Source organism: Salmonella sp. A7 (genome assembly GCF_020181675.1).
Lineage (GTDB): Bacteria > Pseudomonadota > Gammaproteobacteria > Enterobacterales > Enterobacteriaceae > Salmonella > Salmonella enterica.
Window position 1 is genome coordinate 2,145,752 of sequence record NZ_CP084001.1, and the last position, 26,818, is coordinate 2,172,569.

Sequence of the window (26,818 nt, forward strand, 5' to 3'; positions counted from 1 at the left end):
TAACACACAAAAAATGGTTTAGAGATAATATATTCTATATTTTCTTTTAGAATAAGCGATTTAACAGAAAATGCTTTGCATTGTTATTAATAACAAGTGTCACTATCTGCGGCAATAGAAACGTTAATGCATTGCTTGTTGACATTTCTTTACATAAAGGTGGGGGAAATTGACGTGAAAACGCTAAATTTTTCGGCGTGATTAGGAGTTTTCTTAACAAAAATTGACTTCAGACTTTTTGAAAGCTGGACAGGGAATAACACCAAAAAGATTGATGATGTACGCCTGAATCGTGATTCTGGTTCGGCGCAACCTCTCATTAAGCCGCCAGCGTTATGCTGACGGCTTAACCCGTTATGCGCGGCTGGCGGCTTTCATCGCTGAGACAAAGGACCTGAGCTCCGCCAACATCTGTTCGGGAGACGTGTGGTTTTTCTCGATAATGTTGACAATGGCTGAGCCGGAGATAGCGCCAGCCGCCCCGGCACGCACGGCCGCAGACACCTGTTCCGGCGAGGAGATACCGAAGCCCTGTAACGCAGGCGCGGCGTGGTACTCTTTAAGCTTCTCAATGAGATGATGCAACGGCAATGCGCCACGGTTTTCCGCGCCGGTGACGCCCGAACGCGAAAGCAGGTAGGTGTAACCGCGGCCGTAAGATGCGACCTGGCGCAGAAGATCGTCATCCGCATTTGGCGGGCAGATGAAGATCGGCGCGATATTATGCCGTAACGCCGCCTGGCGGAAGGGGGCCGATTCTTCAACCGGGACATCTGCGACCAGCACGGAATCTACGCCAACCTGTTCACAACGGGCATAGAACGCATCTATGCCGTTATTGAACACCAGATTCGCGTACATTAGCAGGCCAATCGGAATGGTCGGGTGTTTTTCACGAATCAGCGCCAGCATTTCAAAACACTGAGCCGGCGTGACGCCAGCGGCGAAGGCGCGTAAGTTCGCATTCTGGATAGTAGGGCCATCGGCCAGCGGATCGGAGAAGGGAACCCCCAGCTCCAGAGCGTCGGCGCCAGCGTCAATCAGTGTGTCGATAATTTTCAGTGACTGTTCAATGCCAGGGTCGCCCAGGGTCACGAAGGGGACAAAAGCGCCTTCACGGCGATCGTTGAGCTGTGCAAATAAATTTTCGTAGCGTTCCATCAGATTTCCCCTCGCGCTTTCAGGATATCGTGTACGGTAAAGATGTCTTTATCACCGCGGCCAGAGAGATTGACCACCAGCAGTTGCTCTTTTTCCGGCTGCTCGCGCATCATTTTCAGAGCGTGCGCCAACGCGTGGGAGGATTCCAGCGCCGGGATAATTCCCTCATGGCGGCACAACGTTTTGAAGGCTTCCAGCGCCTCATCATCGGTAATGGAGACATAATCCGCGCGTCCGATGCTGTTCAGGTACGCATGTTGCGGCCCAACGGACGGGAAATCGAGCCCGGCGGAAATGGAATAGGACTCTTCAATTTGCCCGTCCGCTGTTTGCATCATCGGCGCTTTCATCCCGAAATAGATGCCAACGCGACCATGTTTAAGCGGCGCGCCATGCTCGCCGGTTTCAATACCGTGACCGCCAGGTTCAACGCCTATTAGCCCGACGCTGGTATCATTAATAAAATCCGCAAACATCCCGATAGCGTTTGAGCCGCCACCGACGCAAGCGATAACGGCATCTGGCAGACGGCCCTCTTTGTCGAGGATTTGCGCTTTCGTCTCTTCGCCAATCATGCGTTGGAACTCGCGAACGATGGTGGGATAGGGATGCGGTCCTGCCGCCGTGCCGAGCATATAGTGCGCGGTTTCGTAACTACCGGACCAGTCGCGCAGCGCCTCGTTACAGGCATCTTTTAGCGTAGCGGAGCCGCTATGAACCGGGATGACCTCAGCGCCCATCAGACGCATACGGAAGACGTTCGGCGACTGGCGCTCAACGTCTTTGGCGCCCATATAGATACGGCATTTCAGACCCAGCAGGGCGCTGGCGAGCGCAGAGGCGACGCCGTGCTGACCGGCGCCGGTTTCAGCGATAATCTCGCTTTTCCCCATCCGTTTGGCCAGCAGCGCCTGACCCAGTACCTGATTGGTTTTGTGCGCGCCGCCGTGCAGTAAATCTTCGCGCTTTAAATACAACGTGGTACGCGTACCGGCGGTAATGTTCTGGCATTTCGTCAGCGCAGTGGGGCGTCCCGCGTAGTTTTTTAGCAGATCGGCGAATTGCGCCTGAAATTCAGGATCTTTTTGCGCGCTGACGAAGGCCTCTTCAAGCTGGTTCAGCGCAGGCATCAGGATCTGCGGCACATACATGCCGCCGAATTCACCAAAGTAGGGGTTGAGAAGTGTTGTCATGTTTTTTCCTTAATATGCGCGCAGTGTCTGAAAAACCGAGGCCAGAAGACGAGCATCTTTGATGCCCGGCTGTGACTCCACACCTGAATTAAAATCGAGACCGGCACAGCCGACTTGCGCCGCCTGGACGCAGTTATCGGCCGCCAGCCCGCCCGCCAGTAACACATTATCCAGCGGTTGCCCCTGTAGCAGTGACCAGTCGAAGCGCTGCCCGCTGCCGCCTTGCCCATTGTCGAAAATGTATTTATCGACATGGTGGTAATCGCGTGCGGGAAGGGCATCGCTAACGCTCAGCGCCTTCCAGATTTGCACCTGTTTGGGCAACGCCTCGCGCAGCGCGTTGACATACGCCTGGTCTTCGCTGCCATGTAGCTGTACGGCAGAAAGCGGCAGGACGGCAGCTTTCTGGCAAACATCGGCGATATCAGCGTCCTGGAAAACGCCGACGTACTGCAATGGCGCGGCGCTTATCACTTCTTGCGCCTGCTCAACGCTCACCGCGCGCGGAGATGAGGGTACAAAAATCAACCCGCCATATATTGCGCCAGCGTCACAGGCAGCTTTAGCGTCCTGGGCGCGGGTCAGGCCGCAGACTTTATTCTCGCCAAGCAGCACGCGACGGACGGCGGCGTTAAGATCGTCATGCGCCATTAACGCCGAGCCAATTAAAAAACCGTTGGCGAAGTGGCTCAGTTCGCGTACCTGACCATAGGTGTTAATCCCGGACTCGCTGATGACAGTCACGCCGTGGCCCAGTTTTGGCGCCAGCTGGCGGGTGCGATTCAAATCAATCGACAGATCGCGCAGATCGCGATTGTTGATACCTACCACTTTTGCGCCTAACGCTATCGCGCGCTCCCGTTCTTCGTCATTACTGACCTCCGTGAGCACGCCCATTTTCAGACTGTGCGCGACGGCGGAGAGTTGGCGATACTGTTCGTCATCCAGAACCGAGAGCATCAGTAAACAGGCATCGGCCTGATAGTAACGGGCAAGGTAGATCTGATAGGGATCGATAATAAAATCCTTACACAGAATCGGCTGCGGCGCGCTTTGGCTAACGACCGGCAGAAAATCGAAGCTCCCCTGAAAATATTTTTCGTCGGTGAGCACCGAGATTGCCGAGGCGTAATGTTGATAAATACTGGCAATACGCGCCGGATCGAAATCATCGCGAATCACGCCTTTTGATGGCGATGCTTTCTTACACTCCAGAATAAAGGCGGTACGCGCGCCCTGGAGCGCATCATAAAAATGGCGTGTACTTGGCTGGATCTCATTTTGAAAACTGGCCAGCGGCTGTTGCTGTTTGCGGGCTTCTACCCAAATCGCCTTGTCTGCGACGATTTTCGCTAAAACGGTTTGCATTATTTACCCTCTTGCCGCCAGTGCGGTGACTCTGTCATATGCGGTGCCGTTGCGCAGAACATCAAGCACGGCTTGCGCGTTGGCTTTGAGATCTTCCTGACCATGCAGACGCATCAGCATCGCCACGTTGGCGGCGACGGCGGCCTCATGCGCGGCATCGCCTTTACCTTGTAATAACCGCGTCAGAATGTCACGGTTTTCTTCCGGCGTGCCGCCAGCCAACTGATCCTGATGGTAAGGCGTCAGGCCAAAATCCTCCGCCGTAAGTTGATAGCTTTTAATTTCGCCGTCATGCAGCTCCGCGACAATCGTCGGCGCATGGAGCGAAACCTCATCCATGCCGCCGCTATGTACTACCGCCGCGCGCTGATAGCCCAGTACCCTTAAGGTTTCCGCAATCGGCAGCACCAGTTCCGGACTATAGACGCCAATCAATGCCAGCGGCGGATGCGCCGGGTTGATCAGCGGGCCGAGTACGTTGAACAGGGTTCGCGTTTTTAACTGTTGGCGAACCGGCATCGCGTGACGGAATCCGGTGTGATATTTCGGCGCGAACAGGAAACAGACGCCCAGTTCATCTAACGCCTGACGTGATTTATCGGCGTTCATATCCAGATTAATACCGAATGCCGCCAGCAGATCGGATGACCCCGATTTGCTGGACACGCTGCGGTTGCCGTGTTTCGCCACTTTCAGTCCACAGGCCGCCGCGACAAAGGCGCTGGCGGTAGAGATATTGATACTGTTACTGCCATCGCCGCCGGTACCAACGATATCCGCAAACAGATACTCCGGGCGCGGGAACGGGGCGGCATTTTCCAGCAACGCAGTGGCGGCGCCGGCAATTTCATTGGGATGCTCGCCGCGAATTTTCATGCTCACCAGCGCGGCAGCGAGCTGTTCAGGCTTAAGTTCGCCGCGGACGACCGCCGAAAACAACTGATGGCTCTCTTGTTGCGTCAGAGTTTGCGCCTGATAGAGTTTCTCCAGAATCGGCTGTAGGGTGTTGGTCGGTTCCAGCTTTTGCTGCGCCCAGGCTAATGTTTGCTCCAGCAGACGCGCGCCCTGTGTCGTCAGGATGGACTCAGGATGAAATTGAAAACCGCAAACGCGATCCGCATCATGACGTACCGCCATCACCATGCCGTTGAAATGGGCGTTAATGGTCAGCCCGGCAGGAACATTACTGCCGACCAGCGAATGATAACGCGCGACCGGTAGCGGATTCGCCAGCCCGGCGAACATCGCCTGACCGTCATGCTCAATGCTGGAGGCTTTGCCATGCAGGATTTCTCCCGCCTGACCGACATAACCGCCGTAAGCTTCGACAATCGCCTGATGCCCCAGACAAATGCCGACGATCGGTAACTTGCCGCGTAGTCGGGTCAGCAGCTCCGGCATACAGCCTGCCTCGCTGGGAACGCCCGGACCGGGGGAGAGCATTAGCACCGGATTTTTCATTGTCGCCAGGCGATCGATAAGCGTCTGTGCCGGAATATGGTTACGGTAAATCACCACGTTATGACCGTTGGTCCGTAGCTGATCTGCCAGGTTCCATGTAAACGAGTCGATGTTATCGAGCAGCAGAATATCAGCCATCAGAAGGTCTCCTGTGCATGATGCGCGGTGGCGATAGCACGCAATACGGCGCGCGCTTTATTACGGGTTTCATCGGCTTCAGACTGCGGAACAGAGTCCAGCACGATTCCGGCGCCCGCCTGTACGGTGGCGATACCGTTCTCCACCAGCGCGGAGCGGATAACAATACAGGTGTCCAGATCGCCGTGGGCGGTGAAGTAACCGACAGCGCCGCCATAGCTGCCGCGGCGCTGTCCTTCCGCATCGGCAATCAACTGCATGGCGCGTACTTTCGGCGCGCCGCTCAGGGTGCCCATGTTCATGCAGGCGCGATAGGCGTGCAGCGCGTCGAGATCGTGACGCAGTTCGCCCACCACCCGGGAAACCAGATGCATCACGTACGAATAGCGGTCAACTTTTGTCAGATCGGCAACGTAGCGACTGCCCGGCGTACAGATGCGCGCCAGGTCATTGCGCGCCAGATCGACCAGCATCAGATGTTCGGAAAGCTCTTTATGGTCGGTACGCATGTCCAGCTCAATACGGCTGTCGAGATCTCTGTCCAGCGTACCATCGGCGCGGCGACCGCGTGGACGGGTACCCGCGATGGGGTAAATTTCAATCTGACGGCTGGTGGCGTCATATTTCAGCGAGCTTTCCGGCGACGCGCCGAAAAGCGTGAAATCATTATCCTGCATAAAGAACATATACGGGCTGGGGTTGCTCTTTTTCAGCACGTAGTAGGCAGCCAACGGCGACGGGCAGGGCAATGAAAAGCGGCGCGACGGCACCACCTGAAATATCTCCCCCGCGCGGATGGCTTTTTGCAACTGGCGTACCACCGCGCCGAACGCGTCATCGCTCTGATTACATTCGCAGCGCATGTCCGGCACCGGCGTCACCGGCAACGGCGGCGCAGGCTGGGTTAACTGTTGGCTAAGATAGGCCAGGCGGGCGTTCAGGCGCTGTTTTTCCCGGTCGCTGGCGGTGAACAGACTGGCCTGAATACGGGTGCTTTTTTTCTGATGGTCTATCACCATCAGCGTTTCCGCTAAATAAAAGCAGTAGTCCGGGCAGTTATTGCCAGCCTCAAGGTGTGGCAGCGCTTCAAAGCCAGCGACCAGGTCGTAGGCAAACAGACCGCCGAAAAACATAGCCTCCCGCTCTTGCGTCGGTATGTTCACCACTCCCTGTAACAGGCGGAACGCATCAAATACCGACAGAGAGCATAAACGGGCGTCTTCATCTAATAATGGGCTGACGGGCGGAAAGCGTAGAATGCGACCGGCAGGCAGGACTTCGTTCTCCACGCCAGCGGGCAGGGCGGTATCCAGTAGCGGTAATAACGAGGCGCCATTATCAGATAACGCCTGAATAGTGACAGTGTCACCCAGAGCGGTAATGCGCAGCGCGCTATCTACCAGCAGCAGGCTTTTTAAATCGTCTTTACTGTCGATATCTGCGGACTCCAGCAGCAGCGTTGCCGGGCGATCGCCGCAGACCTGGTGAAAAAGCGCCGTTGGGTTTTCCCGGTAGGCGGCATCGCAGGTCAACAGTTCGAGCGTGGGTTTTGGTGTTTGCATGGTTATTCTCATTATTTTGTTCAAAAAAAAGCCCGCTTAACAGGCGGGCCGGGTATCGTTTGGCTGATTACAGCTGTTCATACACCGCCCGCTATCAGGAAGTGCGCCACCAACCGTGTAATGCAAATGTCGCTGCCATTTTAGATACCCTCTTCATGTGAACTTTCGTACTAGTTAACTAGTTCGATGGAATAATGTCAACACCTATTTCAGTATATTTGCCGGAACCGTTATGATGTACATGACATACCTTTATCTCTATGGGAGCCGCCTTGAGCGACACGAATTACGCAGTGATTTACGATCTGCACAGTCATACCACGGCGTCCGATGGACTGTTGACGCCAGAAACATTAGTACACCGTGCGGTAGAGATGCGAGTCGGCACGCTGGCGATTACCGATCATGACACCACAGCCGCGATTCCTGCGGCAAGAGAAGAAATTTCACGTTCCGGGCTGGCCCTGAATCTTATTCCCGGCGTGGAGATTTCAACGGTCTGGGAGAATCATGAGATTCACATTGTGGGTCTGAATATTGATATTGCGCACCCGGCAATGCGCGATTTTCTGGCGCAGCAGACACAGCGGCGTCAAGCACGCGGTCGGCTCATTGCGGAGCGTCTGGAAAAAGCCCATATTCCCGGCGCGTGGGAAGGGGCATTGAGACTGGCCAATGGCGGCGCGGTGACGCGCGGCCACTTCGCCCGCTTTCTGGTGGAGTGCGGCAAAGCCGCGACCATGGCGGAGGTTTTTAAAAAATATCTCGCGCGTGGGAAAACCGGTTACGTTCCGCCGCAGTGGTGTACAATAGAACAAGCTATTGATGTCATTCATCATTCTGGCGGTAAGGCGGTGTTGGCCCATCCGGGACGCTACGACCTTAGCGCTAAGTGGCTGAAAAGATTAGTGGCGCATTTTGCCGACCATCACGGCGACGCGATGGAAGTGGCGCAGTGCCAACAATCGCCCAATGAACGCACCCAACTGGCGACGCTTGCGCGTCAGCATCATTTATGGGCATCGCTTGGATCTGATTTCCATCAGCCCTGCCCGTGGATTGAGTTGGGGCGTAAACTCTGGCTGCCCGCTGGCGTTGAAGGCGTATGGCAGACATGGGAACAGCCGCAAATATCACAGTGAGGGAAGTATGAGCCAGTTTTTTTATATCCATCCGGATAACCCACAGCAACGGCTGATTAATCAGGCCGTCGACATTGTGCGTAAAGGCGGTGTTATTGTTTATCCAACCGATTCCGGCTATGCCCTTGGTTGTAAAATTGAAGACAAAGGCGCAATGGAGCGCATTTGCCGCATCCGTCATCTGCCGGACGGCCACAACTTCACGCTGATGTGCCGCGATTTGTCCGAGTTGTCGACCTATTCCTACGTCGACAACGTGGCGTTTCGTCTGATGAAAAACAATACGCCGGGTAATTACACCTTTATCCTCAAGGGGACAAAAGAGGTGCCGCGCCGTCTGTTGCAGGAAAAGCGTAAAACCATCGGCCTGCGCGTACCGTCAAACCCGATTGCGCTGGCGTTATTGGATACGCTGGGCGAACCGATGCTCTCGACGTCGTTGATGCTGCCTGGCAGCGACTTTACCGAGTCGGACCCGGAGGAGATTAAAGATCGGCTGGAGAAGCAGGTGGATCTGATCATCCACGGCGGTTACCTCGGTCAACAGCCTACCACGGTAATCGATTTGACCAATGACTCCCCGGTGGTGCTGCGCGAAGGCGTCGGCGACGTTACACCTTTCTTATAAGGGTGTAAGCCTGTATACTACGCGGCCTTAAAATGGCGCGGCAACGCGCCGTTCATTCTCCTGTTCGACGCCTGTGAAGGCGACACCTGAAGGAAGCTCTATGAGCGAAAAGTTACAAAAAGTGCTGGCGCGCGCTGGCCACGGCTCTCGCCGTGAAATCGAATCCATTATTGAAGCGGGACGTGTCAGCGTTGACGGTAAAATCGCCACGCTTGGCGATCGTGTTGAAGTCACTCCCGGTTTGAAAATCCGTATCGACGGTCACCTGATTTCGGTGAAAGAGTCGGCGGAACAAATTTGCCGCGTTCTGGCCTATTACAAACCAGAAGGTGAACTGTGTACCCGCAATGACCCTGAAGGGCGGCCAACCGTTTTTGATCGCTTACCGAAACTGCGCGGCGCGCGGTGGATTGCGGTAGGACGTCTGGATGTCAACACCTGCGGGCTATTGTTGTTTACCACCGACGGTGAACTGGCGAACCGCCTGATGCATCCTAGTCGTGAAGTTGAACGTGAATATGCCGTGCGCGTGTTCGGTCAGGTGGATGAATCGAAACTGCGTGATTTAAGCCGTGGCGTACAGTTGGAAGATGGCCCGGCGGCATTTAAGACCATTAAATTCAGCGGCGGCGAAGGCATTAACCAGTGGTATAACGTGACGCTGACGGAAGGGCGGAACCGCGAAGTTCGCCGACTGTGGGAAGCGGTAGGTGTTCAGGTCAGCCGTCTGATCCGCGTTCGTTACGGCGATATCCCGCTGCCGAAAGGCCTGCCGCGCGGCGGCTGGACTGAGCTCGACCTCGCACAAACGAACTATCTGCGTGGTCTGGTAGAGCTCCCGCCGGAAACCTCGTCGAAGGTTGCCGTCGAAAAAGACCGTCGTCGTATGAAAGCGAACCAGATCCGTCGGGCGGTAAAACGCCACAGCCAGATAGCTGGCGGACGCCGCTCCGGTGGGCGTAATAACAACGGGTAATCTCTACCACGGTCTATAGGCCGAGAATCATCAGACAAGAGGGTTTGTGCCGGATGGCGGCGCAAACGCCTTAATCCGGCCTACGGTTAATAATCAATTCCCATCTGGGCTTTTACGCCCGCGTCGAAAGCATGTTTAACCGGACGCAGTTCGCTGACGGTATCCGCAAGATCAAGAATATCCCGATGACAGCCGCGACCTGTAATAATCACCGTCTGGTGACCAGGGCGCGCGTTTAGCGCGCTTATGACCTCTTCCAGCGGCAAATAGTCATACGCCACCATATAGGTCAGCTCATCCAGGACCACCATATCAAGCAGCGGATCGGCCAGCATCCGTTTCCCATGCTGCCAAACGGCCATACATGCTGCGGTGTCTGCCTCGCGATTTTGCGTCTCCCAGGTAAATCCCGTTGCCATCACCTGAAATTCGACGCCATGCGGTTCCAGCAGATTACGCTCGCCGTTGGGCCAGGTGCCCTTAATAAATTGCACCACGCCTACGCTTTTACCGTGTCCTACGGCGCGGGCGGCAGTCCCGAAAGCCGCCGTGGTTTTGCCCTTACCATTGCCAGTAAACACGATAATAATACCGCGCTCTTCCTGTGCCTGGGCGACGCGGGCGTCAACCCGATCTTTTACCTTCTGCTGGCGCTGCTGATAACGTTCATCACTCATTGGGCGATTCCTGGTTTACGGCCCGGTTGGGCGTCAAAGGTCATACCGGTTTTACGGCGACTGTCGTCGCCCATAAGCCACAGGTAAAGCGGCATAATATCGGCAGGCGTTTTTAATTTCTGTGGATCTTCCGTCGGAAAGGCGCTGGCGCGCATACTGGTGCGCGTGCCGCCCGGGTTAATGCAGTTAACACGCAGAGAACGGTTCTGGTATTCGTCCGCCAGCACCTGCATCATTCCTTCAGTAGCAAACTTCGAGGTGGCATAGGCGCCCCAGTTGGCGCGCCCCTGACGGCCAACGCTTGATGACGTAAAGACCAGCGAGCCGGCATCGGACTTCAATAATAACGGTAACAGCGCCTGGGTGAGCATAAAGGTAGCGTTAACGTTTACCTGCATGACATCCTGCCAGATCTGCGGATCTTGTTCGCTCATTGGACCGATTTCTCCCAGTAACCCGGCATTATGCAGGACGCCATCCAGGCGGGGATAGTGCGCGGCGATGCGGTCGGCCACTTGCCGGCACTCTTCAGCGGTGCAGGTCAGCAGATCGAGCGTAAACCACTGTGGTTGAACATGTTGCTCGTTAGCAATGTGCTGCGCGACCCGACGCAGTTTCTCTTCGTTGCGTCCCAGCAGAATCACCGTTGCGCCGTAACGCGCATACGTGAGCGCGGCTTCCCGCCCAATGCCATCGCTGGCGCCAGTGACCAGAATAATGCGGTTTTGCAATAGATCTTGTTTCGGTTGGTAATGCATGGCTACTCCTCAACGGCGTGGTACACCGTCCTGCCAGGTTGTCTTATCTTCGCGTTAACTTTTCGGGTTTATGCCTGAAAGCGCCTTTTTTTTCAATCAGACAGGGGCGATAACGCCGTAAAATGAACGTCTTGTCATACTTTTTCTTCCTCAACAGGCATACGGATGAAGAGAGACTGGCTTCGATGCCTGTTGTACACTGAGCGCAAGTCGCGTTATTTAATCAAGGTGGGAGTCGTGGAATTGTTGTCTGAATATGGCTTATTTTTGGCAAAAATCGTCACCGTTGTGGTGGCCATTGCCGTCATTGTGTTGCTGATCGTGAATGCTACGCAACGCAAACGTCAGCGCGGCGAGCTGCGCGTGACCAATTTGAGCGAGCAGTATCAGGAGATGAAGGATGACCTTGCTGCGGCGTTGATGGATGGCCATCAGCAAAAACTGTGGCATAAAGCGCAGAAAAAAAAGCATAAGCAGGAGGCGAAAGCCGCCAAAGCGAAAGCGAAGCTGGGGGACATTGCGACATCGGACAAACCGCGCGTATGGGTGATAGATTTCAAAGGCAGTATGGACGCTCACGAAGTTAATGCGTTACGCGAAGAGGTCACGGCGGTGCTGGCAGTGGCGAAACCCGGCGATCGGGCGGTTGTGCGTCTGGAAAGCCCCGGCGGCGTTGTGCATGGCTATGGCCTGGCGGCATCGCAATTGCAGCGCCTGCGCGATAAAAATATTCCGCTGACCGTGACGGTGGATAAAGTCGCGGCAAGCGGAGGCTACATGATGGCCTGCGTGGCGGAAAAAATTATTGCGGCGCCGTTCGCTATTGTGGGGTCAATTGGTGTTGTCGCGCAAATTCCGAACTTTAACCGCTTTCTCAAAAGTAAAGACATTGATATTGAACTGCATACCGCAGGGCAGTACAAACGTACCCTGACATTGTTAGGCGAGAATACGGAAGAAGGGCGGCAGAAGTTTCGTGAAGATCTCAACGAAACGCACCATCTGTTCAAAGAGTTTGTGCAACGGATGCGTCCGGCTCTGGACATTGAACAGGTCGCCACGGGCGAACACTGGTACGGTCAGCAGGCGCTGGAGAAGGGGCTGGTTGATGAGATTAACACCAGCGATGAGGTTATTCTCGGCCTGATGGAAGGGCGCGAGGTGCTGAATGTGCGCTATATGCAGCGTAAAAAACTGATCGATCGTGTTACCGGCAGCGCGGCGGAAAGCGCGGATCGGCTGCTGCTGCGCTGGTGGCAGCGTGGACAAAAGCCGTTGATGTAAACCGCTATTGCCGGATGGCATTCAGTGCCATCCGGCATGGATTAATCAACCAGGTGATACTTCTCAGACAGCACATGCGCCAGGTGTTTAAACATGTTAAACACCGCGGTGCTTTTAGGGGTCGGTAACCCTTGCTCGTCTAAAAAGTAATCGCCGCTGAAAACCAGCACGCCATTTCTCTGCGTTACGCCGGTGGCGACAATACCTGCCATCGTGTCTTCATGTTCCCGAATAATTTTGTTGGCTTCAAGCAACAGTGTTTCGCGATCGATAGGTTGCGTCTCTTTATGCATTTTTTACTCCTTAAACAAGGAGATTAGTCTACGCTGAGCACTTCTGATGGGCAAATATTCTCACAGGAAATTGATGGATTTGTCATGTTGCGTTCACTGGCAAGATTTGTTTTTGCATGCTAATAAAGTTGCGTATCGAATTTTATCAGGTACAGTGTGACGCTTTCGTCAATCTGGCAACAGAATTGCTTGACATTCGACCAAAATTCCGTCGTGCTATAGCGCGTGTGTGCAAAAAAGCCTGTTAACTCAGTCACCTGAGGGTTACATTTCGTACACAAAGCCAGTACAAGGGGTTGATATCCGCAGACGCAGAGACCATATATCGTTGTCTCGTCGCCAGTGGAAGGTGAATCAACATGCGACGCATTCCTGGAAGAATCAACTTAGGTAAAGGTGAATATGGGTAAAGCTCTTGTCATCGTTGAGTCCCCGGCAAAAGCCAAAACGATCAACAAGTATCTGGGTAATGGCTACGTGGTGAAATCCAGCGTGGGTCATATCCGTGATTTGCCGACCAGTGGCTCAGCAGCTAAAAAGAGCGCCGACTCTACCTCCACCAAAACGGCTAAAAAGCCCAAAAAGGATGAACGTGGCGCTCTCGTCAACCGTATGGGGGTTGATCCGTGGCACAACTGGGATGCGCACTATGAAGTGCTGCCCGGTAAAGAGAAGGTCGTCTCTGAACTGAAACAGTTGGCGGAAAAAGCCGACCACATCTATCTCGCAACCGACCTTGACCGCGAAGGGGAAGCCATTGCATGGCACCTGCGGGAAGTGATCGGCGGCGATGACGCGCGCTACAGTCGCGTAGTCTTTAACGAAATAACCAAAAATGCCATTCGCCAGGCGTTTGAACAGCCGGGCGAGCTGAATATTAACAGGGTCAACGCCCAGCAAGCGCGCCGCTTTATGGACCGCGTGGTAGGCTATATGGTCTCGCCGCTGCTGTGGAAAAAGATCGCCCGTGGTTTGTCGGCAGGTCGCGTTCAGTCTGTCGCGGTCCGTCTGGTCGTTGAGCGCGAGCGCGAGATTAAAGCGTTTGTTCCGGAAGAGTTCTGGGAAATTGACGCTAATACGACGACGCCGTCTGGCGAGGCGCTACCGCTACAGGTCACGCATCAGAACGACAAGCCATTCCGGCCGGTAAATCGCGAGCAGACGCTTGCCGCCGTCAGCTTGTTGGAAAAAGCGCGCTATAGCGTACTGGAGCGTGAAGACAAACCGACCAGCAGCAAACCTGGCGCGCCGTTTATCACCTCCACGCTACAACAGGCGGCCAGCACCCGGCTGGGCTTTGGCGTGAAGAAAACCATGATGATGGCGCAGCGTCTGTATGAGGCGGGCTACATCACCTATATGCGTACAGACTCCACCAACCTGAGTCAGGATGCGGTCAACATGGTGCGTGGTTATATTGGCGATAATTTCGGCAAGAAATACCTGCCGGATAACCCGAACCAGTACGCCAGCAAAGAAAACTCTCAGGAAGCGCACGAAGCGATCCGTCCTTCCGACGTTGCTGTCATGGCGGAGTCGCTGAAAGACATGGAGGCTGACGCGCAGAAGTTGTATCAACTAATTTGGCGTCAGTTTGTCGCCTGTCAGATGACGCCAGCGCAATATGACTCTACTACGCTTACCGTTGGCGCAGGCGAATTCCGTCTGAAAGCGCGTGGGCGTATTTTGCGCTTTGACGGCTGGACAAAAGTGATGCCGGCGCTGCGTAAAGGCGATGAAGATCGCACATTGCCTGCCGTGAATAAGGGCGATGCGCTGACGCTAGTTGAATTGACGCCTGCTCAGCACTTTACTAAACCGCCAGCCCGGTTTAGCGAGGCTTCTCTGGTTAAAGAGCTTGAGAAGCGCGGTATTGGTCGTCCGTCTACCTATGCGTCGATTATCTCGACCATTCAGGATCGCGGCTATGTTCGCGTTGAAAACCGTCGCTTCTATGCGGAAAAAATGGGTGAAATCGTCACCGATCGGCTGGAAGAAAACTTCCGCGAATTGATGAACTACGATTTTACCGCGCAGATGGAAGATAGTCTGGATCAGGTTGCAAATCACCAGGCCGAGTGGAAAGCGGTGCTGGATAACTTCTTCAGCGATTTTACTCAGCAGCTCGATAAAGCCGAGAAAGATCCGGAAGAAGGGGGGATGCGTCCTAACCAGATGGTGCTGACCAGCATCGACTGTCCAACCTGTGGCCGTAAAATGGGAATTCGTACTGCCAGTACGGGGGTTTTCCTTGGATGTTCAGGTTATGCGCTTTCGCCGAAAGAGCGTTGTAAAACGACCATTAACCTGGTGCCGGAAAATGAAGTTCTGAACGTGCTGGAAGGCGACGACGCCGAAACCAACGCCCTTCGCGCCAAACGTCGCTGTCAGAAGTGCGGTACGGCGATGGACAGCTATCTGATCGATCCGAAGCGTAAATTGCATGTGTGTGGTAATAACCCGACCTGTGACGGCTACGAGATTGAAGAAGGCGAGTTCCGCATCAAAGGGTATGACGGCCCGATCGTTGAGTGTGAGAAATGTGGTTCCGAAATGCACCTGAAAATGGGGCGTTTTGGTAAGTACATGGCCTGTACTAACGACGAATGTAAAAATACCCGTAAGATCTTGCGTAACGGCGAAGTTGCGCCGCCGAAGGAAGATCCTGTTCCATTGCCGGAACTGCCGTGTGAAAAATCGGACGCGTACTTTGTGCTGCGCGATGGTGCCGCAGGGATATTCCTGGCGGCCAATACGTTCCCGAAATCACGCGAAACGCGCGCGCCATTAGTCGAGGAGCTATGCCGGTTCCGCGATCGCCTGCCGGAAAAACTGCGTTATCTGGCGGATGCGCCGCAGCAGGATCCGGAAGGCAATAAAACCGTTGTTCGCTTTAGCCGCAAAACAAAACAGCAGTACGTTGCGGCGGAAAAAGACGGGAAGGCGACGGGATGGTCAGCGTTCTTCGTCGACGGCAAGTGGGTTGAAGGCAAGAAATAACCCCTGCCTGTCGTCACTATAGTCAAGCGGGCCGCGTAAGCGGCCCTTTTTTATATACCCTTCATATTTAAAGTGGCTTATGTGTTGGCTACGGATTACTCGGCCCATCCATGGGCCTCGTCCTGACGGGCCGTCGCACGCGACGTTCAAATCTGCTCCCGGCAGATTTGTCGCTCATCCCAGTCACCTTATGCTCCTGGGGACTCACTCTCTTGCCGCCTTTAAGCACTCGAATTATTTTGGGTATAGCGGCCTTATTATTTTATCGCGCTGGCTATACAGTTCAGATATAAATGATATAGTGGTTATAGTTAACACCTTTTTTATTATTAAATCGTATTAGCAGCCCGATTAAGTCTGCAGATAAACGATGGCCTGATGGCGCTAATCTGGATGATGTATTATGAAATTGCAGCAGCTTCGTTACATTGTTGAAGTGGTTAATCATAACCTTAACGTCTCCTCTACCGCTGAGGGGTTGTATACTTCCCAGCCGGGGATCAGCAAGCAGGTTAGGATGCTGGAAGATGAGCTTGGCATCCAGATTTTCGCCCGCAGCGGTAAGCATCTGACTCAGGTGACGCCCGCAGGACAGGAGATTATTCGTATTGCGCGTGAGGTGCTTTCCAAAGTCGATGCCATTAAGTCGGTCGCCGGCGAGCACACCTGGCCGGATAAAGGCTCGCTCTATATTGCCACTACCCATACTCAGGCGCGTTACGCATTGCCAGGCGTGATTAAAGGCTTCATCGAGCGTTACCCGCGCGTTTCGCTGCATATGCACCAAGGGTCGCCAACGCAGATTGCGGAAGCGGTATCGAAAGGGAACGCCGATTTCGCGATTGCCACGGAAGCGCTGCATTTATATGACGATCTGGTGATGTTGCCATGCTATCACTGGAACCGTTCGATAGTGGTGACGCCGGATCATCCATTGGCGGCAACGTCTTCCGTAACGATTGAAGCGCTGGCGAAGTATCCGCTGGTGACGTATACCTTCGGCTTTACCGGGCGTTCCGAACTGGATACCGCTTTTAATCGCGCAGGGTTAACGCCGCGGATCGTCTTTACAGCAACCGATGCGGATGTGATTAAAACGTATGTCAGGTTGGGGCTGGGCGTTGGCGTCATTGCCAGCATGGCGGTCGATCCGCTTGCCGATCCTGATTTAGTGCGGATTGACGCGCACGATATTTTTAGCCACAGCACCACAAAAATTGGTTTTCGCCGTAGTACTTTTTTACGCAGCTATATGTACGATTTTATCCAGCGTTTTGCGCCGCATCTGACGCGTGATGTGGTGGATACGGCGGTGGCGTTGCGTTCTAATGAAGAAATTGAAGCGATGTTTCAGGATATAAAGCTGCCTGAAAAGTAATAGCACCGTCGGTTTGTGTCGTAGTGGCATGGCAGACAAAGCCGCTTTTTGCAATATCCCTCAAAGTATTACGGGTAATGATCAGCAAAATAGTGTTGAATTACCCGTCCCGCCAGTTTCTTTTTCCAAATAGTTATCTTGAGTCAAAAGATTGATTTATTCACTGGCAACGATTCGTAAATTGACTGGATTTTTGACTAAAGTTTATTTAGGATTTGTCTCATCTGATGATTAATTGTACCGATTGTTTGGTGCTGAAATGATAAGTGATACCGATAGCATGAGGTTAGTAATGCCTTCTGTAAACCAGGAACCGCGCCGCGACCCTGAGCTCAAACGTAAAGCATGGCTGGCGGTTTTTGTGGGTTCTGCGTTGTTCTGGGTAGTGGTAGCGCTTGTTATCTGGCATTGGTGGGGCTAAGTGAGCATTACGTCGGAACGCGAGCGCGTGGTCGCGCCCCCGATTCAATCTTGTGACGATGATAACACCCCGGATACGACCGTTTTCCGGTCTGTTCCGCAACACTGGACGCTCACACCGCAGCAGCGGGCATTTATTGATGCTTTTGCTGACGAGGTGTCACAAAAATAATATTCGTCTTTTTATTGGCGTTACTGTTTTATTAACGCTGTCTTATTACACCGCAGCAACCGTGTGCTGAGCGCCTCTCAGTATTGATTAAACACAGTTGGTGTCGCCTATGTTAACGTCAAATATAAAGTATTGGTCATGGACTGGCGCGTTTATATTATCGCTACTGTTCTGGGCCGAGTTAATCTGGATTGCCGTCTAATCTCGTCAAAGCCCGATAATGCGCTATTTATCGGGCTTTTTCATCTTCGCTCCTCGCCTGTTAGGTTTCTCCTCTTTTAGCAATTTGGGTTGTTATCAAAACGTTACATTTTGTTTGTGTTATCTTTAATACAACCCTGTGGAGAATCAGGGTAACGCAACCCTGTCATTTAAGGAGGAGCTATGTCGTCAACCCTACGAGAAGCCAGTAAGGATACATTGCAGGCCAAAGATAAAACGTATCATTACTACAGTCTGCCGCTGGCTGCCAAATCCCTGGGCGATATCGCCCGTTTGCCCAAATCACTTAAAGTGTTACTGGAAAACCTGTTGCGCTGGCAGGACGGCGAATCTGTGACTGATGAAGATATTCAGGCGCTGGCCGGTTGGCTTAAAAATGCCCATGCCGATCGTGAAATTGCCTGGCGGCCCGCCCGTGTCCTGATGCAGGACTTTACCGGCGTGCCTGCCGTTGTCGACCTGGCGGCGATGCGTGAAGCCGTTAAACGCCTCGGCGGCGATACGTCGAAAGTGAACCCGTTATCGCCGGTTGATCTGGTTATTGACCACTCTGTGACGGTCGATCATTTCGGCGATGACGATGCGTTTGAAGAAAACGTGCGGCTGGAAATGGAACGTAACCATGAGCGTTATATGTTCCTGAAATGGGGAAAGCAAGCATTCAGTCGTTTCAGCGTGGTGCCACCCGGAACCGGCATTTGCCATCAGGTTAACCTGGAATACCTGGGTAAAGCCGTCTGGAGCGAATTACAGGACGGGGAGTGGATTGCTTACCCGGACTCGCTGGTGGGGACTGACTCCCATACGACCATGATTAATGGTCTGGGCGTATTGGGGTGGGGCGTGGGCGGTATCGAAGCGGAAGCGGCGATGCTTGGTCAGCCCGTGTCGATGCTTATCCCGGATGTCGTCGGCTTTAAGTTAACCGGTAAACTTCGGGAGGGGATCACCGCCACTGACCTGGTGCTAACCGTCACGCAAATGCTGCGTAAGCATGGCGTCGTGGGTAAGTTTGTTGAATTTTATGGTGATGGTCTGGATTCGCTGCCGTTGGCGGATCGCGCGACCATCGCTAATATGTCGCCGGAATATGGCGCCACCTGTGGTTTTTTCCCCATTGACGCCATCACCCTGGAATATATGCGATTAAGCGGGCGTAGCGACGATCTGGTCGAGCTGGTTGAAGCCTACGCGAAGGCGCAGGGAATGTGGCGCAATCCCGGAGACGAACCGGTATTTACCAGTACTCTGGAACTGGATATGGGCGATGTCGAGGCCAGCCTGGCCGGGCCGAAACGCCCACAGGATCGCGTGGCGTTAGGCGATGTGCCGAAAGCCTTTGCCGCCAGCGCCGAGCTGGAGCTGAATACCGCGCAAAGAGATCGCCAGCCGGTTGACTATACGATGAACGGACAGCCATATCAGCTTCCGGATGGCGCTGTCGTCATTGCCGCCATCACCTCCTGCACGAATACCTCGAATCCCAGCGTGCTGATGGCGGCGGGATTACTGGCGAAAAAAGCAGTAACGCTGGGGTTGAAGCGTCAACCGTGGGTCAAGGCTTCTCTGGCGCCGGGGTCAAAAGTGGTATCTGACTATCTGGCGCAGGCCAAACTTACGCCTTATCTGGATGAACTCGGTTTTAACCTGGTCGGTTATGGCTGTACGACCTGTATCGGGAACTCCGGTCCGTTGCCGGAGCCTATTGAGACCGCGATTAAAAAAGGCGATCTGACGGTAGGGGCCGTGCTTTCCGGTAACCGAAATTTTGAAGGGCGTATCCATCCGCTGGTGAAAACGAACTGGCTGGCGTCGCCGCCGCTGGTGGTCGCGTATGCGCTGGCCGGAAACATGAATATTAACCTCGCGACAGACCCGCTGGGGTATGATCGTAAAGGCGATCCGGTATACCTGAAGGATATCTGGCCTTCGGCGCAGGAAATTGCCCGCGCCGTTGAACTGGTATCATCGGATATGTTCCGTAAAGAGTATGCGGAAGTGTTTGAGGGCACGGAAGAATGGAAATCGATTCAGGTTGAATCGTCCGATACCTACGGCTGGCAGTCGGATTCAACCTATATTCGCCTGTCGCCTTTCTTTGATGAAATGCAGGCCCAGCCTGCGCCAGTCAAAGATATCCACGGCGCGCGTATCCTGGCGATGCTGGGGGATTCGGTAACGACCGACCATATTTCTCCGGCCGGCAGTATCAAGCCGGACAGTCCCGCCGGACGCTATCTGCAAAACCACGGCGTTGAGCGGAAGGATTTTAACTCTTATGGATCACGACGCGGCAACCATGAAGTGATGATGCGCGGTACGTTCGCCAATATTCGTATTCGCAACGAAATGCTGCCCGGCGTCGAAGGTGGGATGACGCGGCATTTGCCGGGTACGGAAGCGATGTCGATTTATGATGCCGCGATGCTCTACCAGCAGGAAAAAACGCCGCTGGCGGTGATTGCCGGGAAAGAGTATGGGTCGGGATCGAGCCGTGACTGGGCGGCAAAAGGTCCGCGGCTGTTAGGTATCCGCGTGGTGATCGCCGAGTCGTTCGAACGTATCCACCGCTCAAACCTGATTGGGATGGGGATCCTGCCGCTGGAGTTTCCACAGGGCGTAACGCGTAAAACGCTGGGACTGACCGGGGAAGAGGTGATTGATATCGCGGATCTGCAAAACCTGCGCCCTGGCGCGACCATTCCGGTGACGTTAACGAGATCGGACGGCAGCAAAGAAACGGTACCTTGTCGCTGTCGCATTGATACCGCCACCGAGCTGACTTACTACCAGAATGACGGCATATTGCACTATGTCATTAGAAATATGCTGAACTAAAGCCGTTTATCGGGCCTGCCGTAAACAGGCAGGCCCGCGCTTTAATACCGGTGGCTTACTTGCTTAGCAGGTGGCCCATTTTGGCGGCTTTAGTATCGAGATAATGCTCATTATTTGGATTACGACCCACAATGAGCGGAACGCGTTCCACGATATTAATTCCCGCCTCGGTCAGTATTTCGACTTTCTTCGGATTATTGGTCAGCAGGCGAACTTCATCCACGCCGAGTAATTTGAACATATCCGCGCACAGGGTGAAATCACGCTCATCGGCGGCAAAGCCGAGCTGATGATTGGCCTCCACCGTGTCATAGCCTTGATCCTGTAACGCATAAGCGCGAATTTTATTAAGCAGGCCGATATTGCGGCCTTCCTGACGGTGGTAAATCAGAATACCGCGTCCTTCTTCCGCAATATGCGTCAGCGCGGCTTCCAGTTGAAAACCACAGTCACAGCGCAGACTAAAAAGCGCGTCCCCGGTAAGACATTCGGAATGAACGCGAGCCAGTACCGGCGTTTTACCTGAAATATCGCCAAAAACCAGCGCGGCATGGTCGTGTCCGGTTGCCAGTTCTTCAAATCCCACCATCAGAAAGTCACCCAATGGGGTTGGCAGTTTGGCTTCTGCCACACGTTTAAGCTGCATGTATTTCTCCAGATTATGCTGACGCCTGCGGTGTCGTCGCCTGTTGGATTGTATCCCGCTATTTTGCCATAAGGCGGCGGTCATCACCTAATCACTACCACGTAATTGCTCAGGAATGGCACAAATTTGTCAATTTTCCAGTCCGGCGAGAATTTTCAGTTATGATTGTGATACTTACTTATAAAAGGAGCATCCATGCTTTCAATTGCGAAGCGCACCGCGGCAGGCGCCGCCCTGTTGCTTATCATGCCGCTTGCCGTATGGGTATCAGGCTGGCAGTGGCAGCCAGGACATCAGGTCTGGTGGCTAAAAACGCTATTCTGGATAACGGAAACCGTGACCAAACCCTGGGGCGTTATCACGCATGTAATTCTTTGTGGATGGTTCTTATGGTGCCTGCGATTTCGCCTGCGCGCCGCCATTATGCTGTTTGCGATTCTCGGTGGGGCGATTATCGTCGGGCAGGGCGTGAAGTCATGGGTAAAGGAGCGCGTACAGGAGCCGCGGCCATTTGTGGTCTGGCTTGAAAAAACGCACCATATTCCCGTCGATGAGTTCTACACTTTAAAGCGTACAGAACGCGGACATTTAGTGAAAGAGCAGTTGGCCGGGCAACAGAACATCCCCGTTTTCCTGCGTCAGCACTGGCAAAAAGAGACGGGTTTTGCGTTTCCCTCCGGACACACCATGTTTGCAGCGAGCTGGGCGCTTTTGGCCGTGGGTCTGTTATGGCCGCGCAGACGGACTTTCACCATCGCGTTTTTGTTAGTCTGGGCGACCGGCGTAATGGGCAGCCGTTTACTTCTGGGAATGCACTGGCCGCGAGATTTAGTGGTCGCCACGCTCATCTCCTGGCTATTAGTTACCCTGGCGACCTGGCTGGCGCAGCGAATTTGCGGGCCGCTTATGCCGCCTCGTGAAGAAGCGCAAGAAATTGCTGAACGCGAGCAGGAAAGCTGACAACGGTTGATTTTCTGACTATTGCCCTTAAATCATCTGATGGCGGGCGCATTTCCATTTCGCGCGAGGCGGGAAAATGGTAATTTAGAAGGCTGGATGCGGTAAGTTGGACACGATTTATTCGCGCAAACCACATAACGGGAAGTAATGTGAAATATTTACTCATTTTCTTACTGGTATTGGCGATTTTTGTTATTTCGGTGACGCTGGGCGCGCAGAATGATCAACAGGTGACGTTTAACTACCTGCTGGCGCGAGGGGAGTATCGTATCTCCACGTTGCTTGCTGTGTTGTTCGCCGTCGGTTTTGCGATTGGCTGGCTGATTTGCGGCCTGTTCTGGCTGCGGGTCCGCGTTTCCCTTGCCCGTGCTGAACGTAAAATTAAACGACTGGAAAACAAGCTTTCGCCAGCAACCGACGTTGCGGTCCCTGCCGATTCGTCGGTTGTAAAGGAATAATCATTTATGTTGGAGTTGTTATTTCTGCTGTTGCCTGTAGCCGCTGCCTATGGGTGGTATATGGGTCGCAGAAGTGCGCAACAAACAAAACAGGATGAAGCTAACCGCCTGTCGCGCGATTATGTCGCAGGGGTTAACTTCCTGCTGAGTAACCAACAAGATAAAGCGGTGGATCTGTTCCTCGATATGCTTAAAGAGGATACCGGCACCGTTGAGGCTCATCTCACTCTCGGTAATCTGTTTCGCTCACGAGGCGAAGTCGATCGCGCCATTCGTATTCATCAAACGCTCATGGAAAGCGCTTCATTGACCTATGAACAGCGTTTACTGGCTGTTCAGCAACTGGGGCGCGACTATATGGCCGCCGGTTTATATGACCGCGCGGAAGATATGTTTAACCAACTTACCGACGAAACGGAATTTCGCGTAGGCGCGTTACAGCAGCTCTTGCAAATCTATCAGCTAACCAGCGACTGGCAAAAGGCGATCGAAGTAGCAGAACGGCTGGTGAAACTGGGCAAAGATAAACAGCGTATCGAAATCGCCCATTTTTACTGTGAGTTAGCGTTACAGCAAATGGGCAACGACGACATGGATCGCGCGATGGCGTTGCTGAAAAAAGGTGCCGCCGCAGATAAAAATAGCGCCCGGGTGTCTATCATGATGGGGCGCGTTTATATGGCGAGAGGGGATTACGCCAAAGCGGTCGAAAGCCTGCAACGTGTGATCGTTCAGGATAAAGAGCTGGTCAGCGAAACGCTGGAGATGCTGCAAACCTGTTATCAACAGCTCGGTAAAAATGCCGAGTGGGCGGAGTTTTTACGTCGCGCCGTTGAGGAGAATACCGGTGCTGGCGCTGAGTTAATGCTTGCCGATATTCTGGAAGCGCGTGAAGGTAGTGACGCAGCTCAAGTCTATATCACACGTCAGCTACAGCGACATCCTACCATGCGGGTGTTCCATAAGCTGATGGATTACCATCTCAACGAGGCGGAAGAAGGGCGAGCGAAAGAAAGCCTGATGGTACTGCGTGATATGGTTGGCGAGCAGGTGCGCAGTAAACCGCGGTATCGTTGTCAGAAATGCGGTTTTACCGCCTATACCTTGTACTGGCACTGTCCGTCCTGCCGGGCATGGTCGACCATTAAACCTATTCGCGGACTTGATGGGCAGTAGTATATAAAAAAAGCTTCACTTTAGTTACAACATACTTAATGATGTAAAACTAAAAACAACGCTGGCATCGGCGACCAAGGCTTATCAGGTTGTCAATCGAACCTGTTAATTTCCCTGCGCCGCAGGTAGAATGCACGCCGTTTATCCAATTTGCGCCACTTCCGGTGCCCATCATCAAGAAGGTCTGGTCATGACGTTTACTGCTTCATCTTCTTCCTGCGCTATTACTGAATCGCCTGTCGTTGTGGCGTTGGATTACCATGAACGCGATAAAGCCCTGGCGTTTGTCGATAAAATCGATCCTCGCGATTGTCGCTTAAAAGTAGGCAAAGAGATGTTCACGCTGTTTGGTCCACAGCTCGTTCGGGATCTCCAGCAGCGTGGGTTTGATGTCTTTCTTGATCTAAAATTTCATGATATTCCCAACACCACGGCCCGGGCAGTCGCCGCAGCGGCAGACCTGGGCGTCTGGATGGTAAACGTTCACGCGTCTGGCGGGGCGAGAATGATGGCCGCAGCGCGCGACGCGCTGGCGCCATTCGGTAAAGATGCGCCGTTGCTCATTGCCGTGACCGTGTTGACCAGTATGGAAACCTGCGATCTGCGCGATCTGGGCGTGACGTTGTCACCGGCGGAACATGCGGAGCGGCTGGCGCGCCTGACGCAGCAATGCGGGCTGGATGGCGTGGTCTGTTCCGCTCAGGAAGCGGTCAGATTTAAACAGGCCTTTGGCGCTGCATTTAAGCTGGTGACGCCGGGCATTCGGCCCGCAGGCAGCGAGGCAGGCGACCAGCGACGCATTATGACGCCCGAACAGGCATTATCCGCCGGCGTCGACTATATGGTGATTGGCCGCCCGGTTACGCAATCGGTAGATCCGGCGCAAACGCTGAAGGATATTAACGCGTCACTGAAACGGGAGGCATAATGAGCGATTCCAATAGTCGTCTGGTTTATTCAACACAGACGGGGCGCATTGAAGAACCTAAAACGGCGCCGGTTCGTCCCAAAGGGGATGGTATCGTTCGCATTCAGCGTCAAACCAGTGGCCGTAAGGGTAAAGGCGTATGTTTGATTACCGGTATCGAGATGAATGATGCGGAATTAACCAAACTGGCGGCTGAACTGAAGAAAAAATGCGGCTGTGGCGGGGCAGTAAAAGAAGGGATTATTGAAATTCAGGGTGATAAACGCGACTTGATAAAATCATTGCTGGAAGCTAAAGGAATGAAAGTAAAATTAGCTGGCGGCTAATGAAAACGCCACGGTTGTAAATTACCGTGGCGTAAAAGTCAACTTTGTCTATTTTTGTAATCCAGACCTGAAAAGAATAAACGTATTATTTTGAGCCGTTCAATATTTAAACGTCTGGATTATTTTCCAACCTGGTGACCAATCACGCCGCCGACCGCCGCGCCGCCCAGGGTGCCTAATGTACTGCCGTCCGTTAACACTGCGCCGCCTAACGCCCCCGCACCTGCGCCAATAGCCGTGTTGCGATCGCGCTTGGACCAGTTTGAGCAGGCGCTCAGAGACATTGCTACGGTGATTGCCAGCACAGCAGCGGCCATTTTTTTGCTCGTCATAAACATAATACTCTCTCCTGAATTAACGATTCACGGAATTAAGCTCACTATAACTATAGTTAAAATAAAACCTGTTAAGAGATTTTCCGTAAAACCTGATTGCGCAGGGGTATATCACGCAGGTGATAGTCACTTCCTGTTATTTCGCTAATATTAATTTTACGACGTTACGCTCGTTACAACAGGTAAATAGTCTTAATTGGGATGTCAGAAAAGTCTTAGAGAGAGGATGATTTGCCATAGGGCAAACCATCAGGAAATATTTTAAACGGATGAGCCAATAACATTGACTAGCAGCCCCGCATGTTCTAACTGCATTTGATCGCTGGCGGAAATTTTGGAATCCGTAATGACACGATGAAAGCGAGAGAGCGGGCCCAGGGGATAGGGATGCACACAGCCAAATTTGGAGCTGTCGGTGAGGACAATCGCTTCTGAGCCTTTTTCCAGAACAGCGTTAACCACATCCGATCGCATCATGTCGCGTCCGGTAAAACCGGTATCAGCCTGCCAGCCATCAATACCGATAAATGCTTTGCTGAAATGCACTTGATGGATAAACTGTCGCGTCAACGGCCCTACCATGCTTTCACTTTTTTTCTGATAGATTCCACCGAGGAGAATGACTTCGCAAGGAGTTTCTTTGAGCAGGTGCGCGATATAACTGCTCACGGTGATGATCGTGACATCTTTTTGTTCCGCCAACGTCCGGGCCAATAGCGCATTGCTGCTGCCATTTTCAATAAAAACGGATTCCCCTGGACTGACCAGCGAGGCGGCGAACTCCGCCAGTCGGCGTTTTAGCGTGTAGTTCGTCATCATGCGAGTCTCTACGTCATCGCTCTCAAGCGAAACGGCGAAACCGTGCGCACGGCGTAAATAGCTCTGCTTTTCCAGGGTATTCAGATCCTGACGAATCGTGACTTCAGATACGCCGGTAATTTTCGCCAGTTCAGCAACGCTCATCTGGCCTTTATCAACCACCATTTGCAAAATTGATTGTTGTCGGGAGTTCATAGTATTAATTTTATTCGTTAAGAGGAGTCAACAGACAGTCAGAGAGCCGGGAAGGGCTAACGGCCATCCCGGACAAATAATCGCTATCAGATTTCCCAGGGCGACCCGGGAGCCTGGGATGGCGAGATACCGTCTTTAACCTGATCTAACAGCTCTGCTCTCAATATTTCAAGGTTATTGATGGCCGAGTGGTAATCGCCAGCAACAAGGATATCCAGCACGGTATCAATGCGTGCGGCAATTCGTTGTGCTTCGATATCAGACATGTTTGTCATCCTTAATGTCAGAAAAGGTTTCAATTCAT

At 53.2% G+C, this 26,818-nt stretch carries 28 protein-coding genes and 1 other annotated feature; of the genes, 15 read left to right on the top strand and 13 right to left on the bottom strand.

The window, feature by feature from the left end:
- Positions 1-354: 354 nt before the first annotated feature.
- The 6 genes from trpA to trpL all read right to left on the bottom strand — a co-directional run bounded on the left by trpA (position 355) and on the right by trpL (position 7,022).
- Positions 355-1,161, bottom strand: a complete 807-nt coding sequence (trpA, locus tag LCS67_RS10515; RefSeq protein ID WP_000443032.1) for a tryptophan synthase subunit alpha — start codon at positions 1,159-1,161, stop codon at positions 355-357.
- Complete coding sequence (trpB, locus tag LCS67_RS10520; protein WP_000209485.1) at positions 1,161-2,354, bottom strand: tryptophan synthase subunit beta; 1,194 nt, start codon at positions 2,352-2,354, stop codon at positions 1,161-1,163. The genes trpA and trpB overlap by 1 nt, the downstream gene beginning before the upstream one ends.
- A 9-nt stretch (positions 2,355-2,363) precedes the next feature.
- Positions 2,364-3,722 (bottom strand): bifunctional indole-3-glycerol-phosphate synthase TrpC/phosphoribosylanthranilate isomerase TrpF, encoded by a 1,359-nt coding sequence (gene trpCF, locus LCS67_RS10525; RefSeq protein WP_001195292.1) that lies wholly within the window; start codon positions 3,720-3,722, stop codon positions 2,364-2,366.
- Positions 3,723-3,725: 3 nt separating this feature from the next.
- On the bottom strand, positions 3,726-5,321 hold the full coding sequence (gene trpD, locus LCS67_RS10530) for a bifunctional anthranilate synthase glutamate amidotransferase component TrpG/anthranilate phosphoribosyltransferase TrpD (protein ID WP_000763497.1): 1,596 nt from the start codon (positions 5,319-5,321) through the stop codon (positions 3,726-3,728).
- A complete protein-coding gene (gene trpE, locus LCS67_RS10535) occupies positions 5,321-6,883 on the bottom strand; it encodes an anthranilate synthase component I (RefSeq protein ID WP_001194377.1) in 1,563 nt (520 codons plus the stop codon). The genes trpD and trpE overlap by 1 nt, the downstream gene beginning before the upstream one ends.
- A gap of 22 nt (positions 6,884-6,905) precedes the next feature.
- Positions 6,906-7,001, bottom strand: a sequence feature (Trp leader region).
- On the bottom strand, positions 6,978-7,022 hold the full coding sequence (gene trpL / locus LCS67_RS10540; protein ID WP_010989026.1) for a trp operon leader peptide: 45 nt from the start codon (positions 7,020-7,022) through the stop codon (positions 6,978-6,980). It overlaps the preceding feature by 24 nt.
- A gap of 121 nt (positions 7,023-7,143) precedes the next feature.
- On the opposite strand from trpL, the gene rnm reads away from it, so the two are divergent.
- The 3 genes from rnm (at position 7,144) to rluB (ending at position 9,629) form a co-directional block, all read left to right on the top strand.
- Positions 7,144-8,025, top strand: coding sequence for an RNase RNM (gene rnm, locus LCS67_RS10545; RefSeq protein WP_000500452.1), 882 nt, complete (start codon positions 7,144-7,146; stop codon positions 8,023-8,025).
- 7 nt (positions 8,026-8,032) lie between these two features.
- Positions 8,033-8,653, top strand: coding sequence for an L-threonylcarbamoyladenylate synthase (locus LCS67_RS10550; RefSeq protein WP_000077250.1), 621 nt, complete (start codon positions 8,033-8,035; stop codon positions 8,651-8,653).
- Between the two features lie 100 nt (positions 8,654-8,753).
- Positions 8,754-9,629, top strand: coding sequence for a 23S rRNA pseudouridine(2605) synthase RluB (gene rluB / locus LCS67_RS10555; RefSeq protein ID WP_001291233.1), 876 nt, complete (start codon positions 8,754-8,756; stop codon positions 9,627-9,629).
- Positions 9,630-9,715: 86 nt separating this feature from the next.
- On the opposite strand, the gene cobO is transcribed toward rluB, so the two are convergent.
- A complete protein-coding gene (gene cobO / locus LCS67_RS10560; RefSeq protein ID WP_001278865.1) occupies positions 9,716-10,306 on the bottom strand; it encodes a cob(I)yrinic acid a,c-diamide adenosyltransferase in 591 nt (196 codons plus the stop codon).
- On the bottom strand, positions 10,303-11,064 hold the full coding sequence (locus LCS67_RS10565) for a YciK family oxidoreductase (protein WP_000559313.1): 762 nt from the start codon (positions 11,062-11,064) through the stop codon (positions 10,303-10,305). Before LCS67_RS10565 ends, cobO begins: the two co-directional genes overlap by 4 nt.
- A gap of 237 nt (positions 11,065-11,301) precedes the next feature.
- Between LCS67_RS10565 and sohB the strand changes: the two genes are divergently transcribed.
- Positions 11,302-12,348, top strand: a complete 1,047-nt coding sequence (sohB, locus tag LCS67_RS10570; RefSeq protein WP_000422082.1) for a protease SohB — start codon at positions 11,302-11,304, stop codon at positions 12,346-12,348.
- A gap of 41 nt (positions 12,349-12,389) precedes the next feature.
- Here sohB and LCS67_RS10575 read toward each other — a convergent pair whose 3' ends face one another.
- Positions 12,390-12,641 carry a YciN family protein gene (locus LCS67_RS10575; RefSeq protein WP_000548616.1) on the bottom strand — a complete coding sequence of 84 codons (252 nt, stop codon included), beginning with the start codon at positions 12,639-12,641 and terminating at the stop codon, positions 12,390-12,392.
- 402 nt (positions 12,642-13,043) lie between these two features.
- Here LCS67_RS10575 and topA point away from each other — a divergent pair, with 402 nt between their 5' ends.
- The 6 genes from topA to acnA all read left to right on the top strand — a co-directional run bounded on the left by topA (position 13,044) and on the right by acnA (position 20,671).
- Positions 13,044-15,641 (top strand): type I DNA topoisomerase, encoded by a 2,598-nt coding sequence (topA, locus tag LCS67_RS10580; protein ID WP_100521864.1) that lies wholly within the window; start codon positions 13,044-13,046, stop codon positions 15,639-15,641.
- Between the two features lie 403 nt (positions 15,642-16,044).
- Positions 16,045-17,019 carry an HTH-type transcriptional regulator CysB gene (gene cysB / locus LCS67_RS10585; RefSeq protein WP_000776232.1) on the top strand — a complete coding sequence of 325 codons (975 nt, stop codon included), beginning with the start codon at positions 16,045-16,047 and terminating at the stop codon, positions 17,017-17,019.
- A 280-nt stretch (positions 17,020-17,299) separates the two neighbouring features.
- Positions 17,300-17,440: a YmiA family putative membrane protein gene (locus LCS67_RS10590; RefSeq protein ID WP_225090914.1), complete on the top strand. Its 141-nt coding sequence runs from the start codon at positions 17,300-17,302 to the stop codon at positions 17,438-17,440.
- Entirely contained in the window at positions 17,441-17,611 is a 171-nt protein-coding gene (locus tag LCS67_RS10595) for a hypothetical protein (protein WP_000029025.1), read from the top strand. It abuts the gene before it with no gap.
- Positions 17,612-17,720: 109 nt separating this feature from the next.
- The gene (ymiC, locus tag LCS67_RS10600) at positions 17,721-17,813 is read left to right on the top strand and encodes a small membrane protein YmiC (RefSeq protein ID WP_223148964.1); all 93 of its coding nucleotides are present in this window, start codon (positions 17,721-17,723) and stop codon (positions 17,811-17,813) included.
- A 182-nt stretch (positions 17,814-17,995) separates the two neighbouring features.
- Positions 17,996-20,671 (top strand): aconitate hydratase AcnA, encoded by a 2,676-nt coding sequence (acnA, locus tag LCS67_RS10605; protein WP_000099470.1) that lies wholly within the window; start codon positions 17,996-17,998, stop codon positions 20,669-20,671.
- 55 nt (positions 20,672-20,726) lie between these two features.
- Here acnA and ribA read toward each other — a convergent pair whose 3' ends face one another.
- On the bottom strand, positions 20,727-21,317 hold the full coding sequence (ribA, locus tag LCS67_RS10610) for a GTP cyclohydrolase II (RefSeq protein WP_001176284.1): 591 nt from the start codon (positions 21,315-21,317) through the stop codon (positions 20,727-20,729).
- A 195-nt stretch (positions 21,318-21,512) separates the two neighbouring features.
- Here ribA and pgpB point away from each other — a divergent pair, with 195 nt between their 5' ends.
- The 5 genes from pgpB to yciH all read left to right on the top strand — a co-directional run bounded on the left by pgpB (position 21,513) and on the right by yciH (position 25,165).
- Complete coding sequence (gene pgpB / locus LCS67_RS10615; protein ID WP_000948636.1) at positions 21,513-22,277, top strand: phosphatidylglycerophosphatase B; 765 nt, start codon at positions 21,513-21,515, stop codon at positions 22,275-22,277.
- 149 nt (positions 22,278-22,426) lie between these two features.
- A complete protein-coding gene (locus LCS67_RS10620) occupies positions 22,427-22,735 on the top strand; it encodes a LapA family protein (RefSeq protein WP_000876305.1) in 309 nt (102 codons plus the stop codon).
- Between the two features lie 6 nt (positions 22,736-22,741).
- Positions 22,742-23,911, top strand: coding sequence for a lipopolysaccharide assembly protein LapB (gene lapB, locus LCS67_RS10625; protein ID WP_000891378.1), 1,170 nt, complete (start codon positions 22,742-22,744; stop codon positions 23,909-23,911).
- 190 nt (positions 23,912-24,101) lie between these two features.
- Complete coding sequence (gene pyrF, locus LCS67_RS10630; RefSeq protein ID WP_001551811.1) at positions 24,102-24,839, top strand: orotidine-5'-phosphate decarboxylase; 738 nt, start codon at positions 24,102-24,104, stop codon at positions 24,837-24,839.
- The gene (gene yciH, locus LCS67_RS10635; protein ID WP_001285199.1) at positions 24,839-25,165 is read left to right on the top strand and encodes a stress response translation initiation inhibitor YciH; all 327 of its coding nucleotides are present in this window, start codon (positions 24,839-24,841) and stop codon (positions 25,163-25,165) included. Before pyrF ends, yciH begins: the two co-directional genes overlap by 1 nt.
- 119 nt (positions 25,166-25,284) lie before the next feature.
- Here the strand turns inward: yciH and osmB are convergent, their stop codons facing one another.
- From osmB to LCS67_RS10650, 3 genes are all read right to left on the bottom strand, one after another.
- Positions 25,285-25,503 carry an osmotically-inducible lipoprotein OsmB gene (osmB, locus tag LCS67_RS10640; RefSeq protein WP_000481166.1) on the bottom strand — a complete coding sequence of 73 codons (219 nt, stop codon included), beginning with the start codon at positions 25,501-25,503 and terminating at the stop codon, positions 25,285-25,287.
- Between the two features lie 258 nt (positions 25,504-25,761).
- Positions 25,762-26,514, bottom strand: coding sequence for a DNA-binding transcriptional regulator YciT (locus LCS67_RS10645; protein WP_001088593.1), 753 nt, complete (start codon positions 26,512-26,514; stop codon positions 25,762-25,764).
- An 86-nt stretch (positions 26,515-26,600) separates the two neighbouring features.
- The gene (locus LCS67_RS10650; protein WP_001279854.1) at positions 26,601-26,780 is read right to left on the bottom strand and encodes a hypothetical protein; all 180 of its coding nucleotides are present in this window, start codon (positions 26,778-26,780) and stop codon (positions 26,601-26,603) included.
- Between the last annotated feature and the right edge of the window lie 38 nt (positions 26,781-26,818).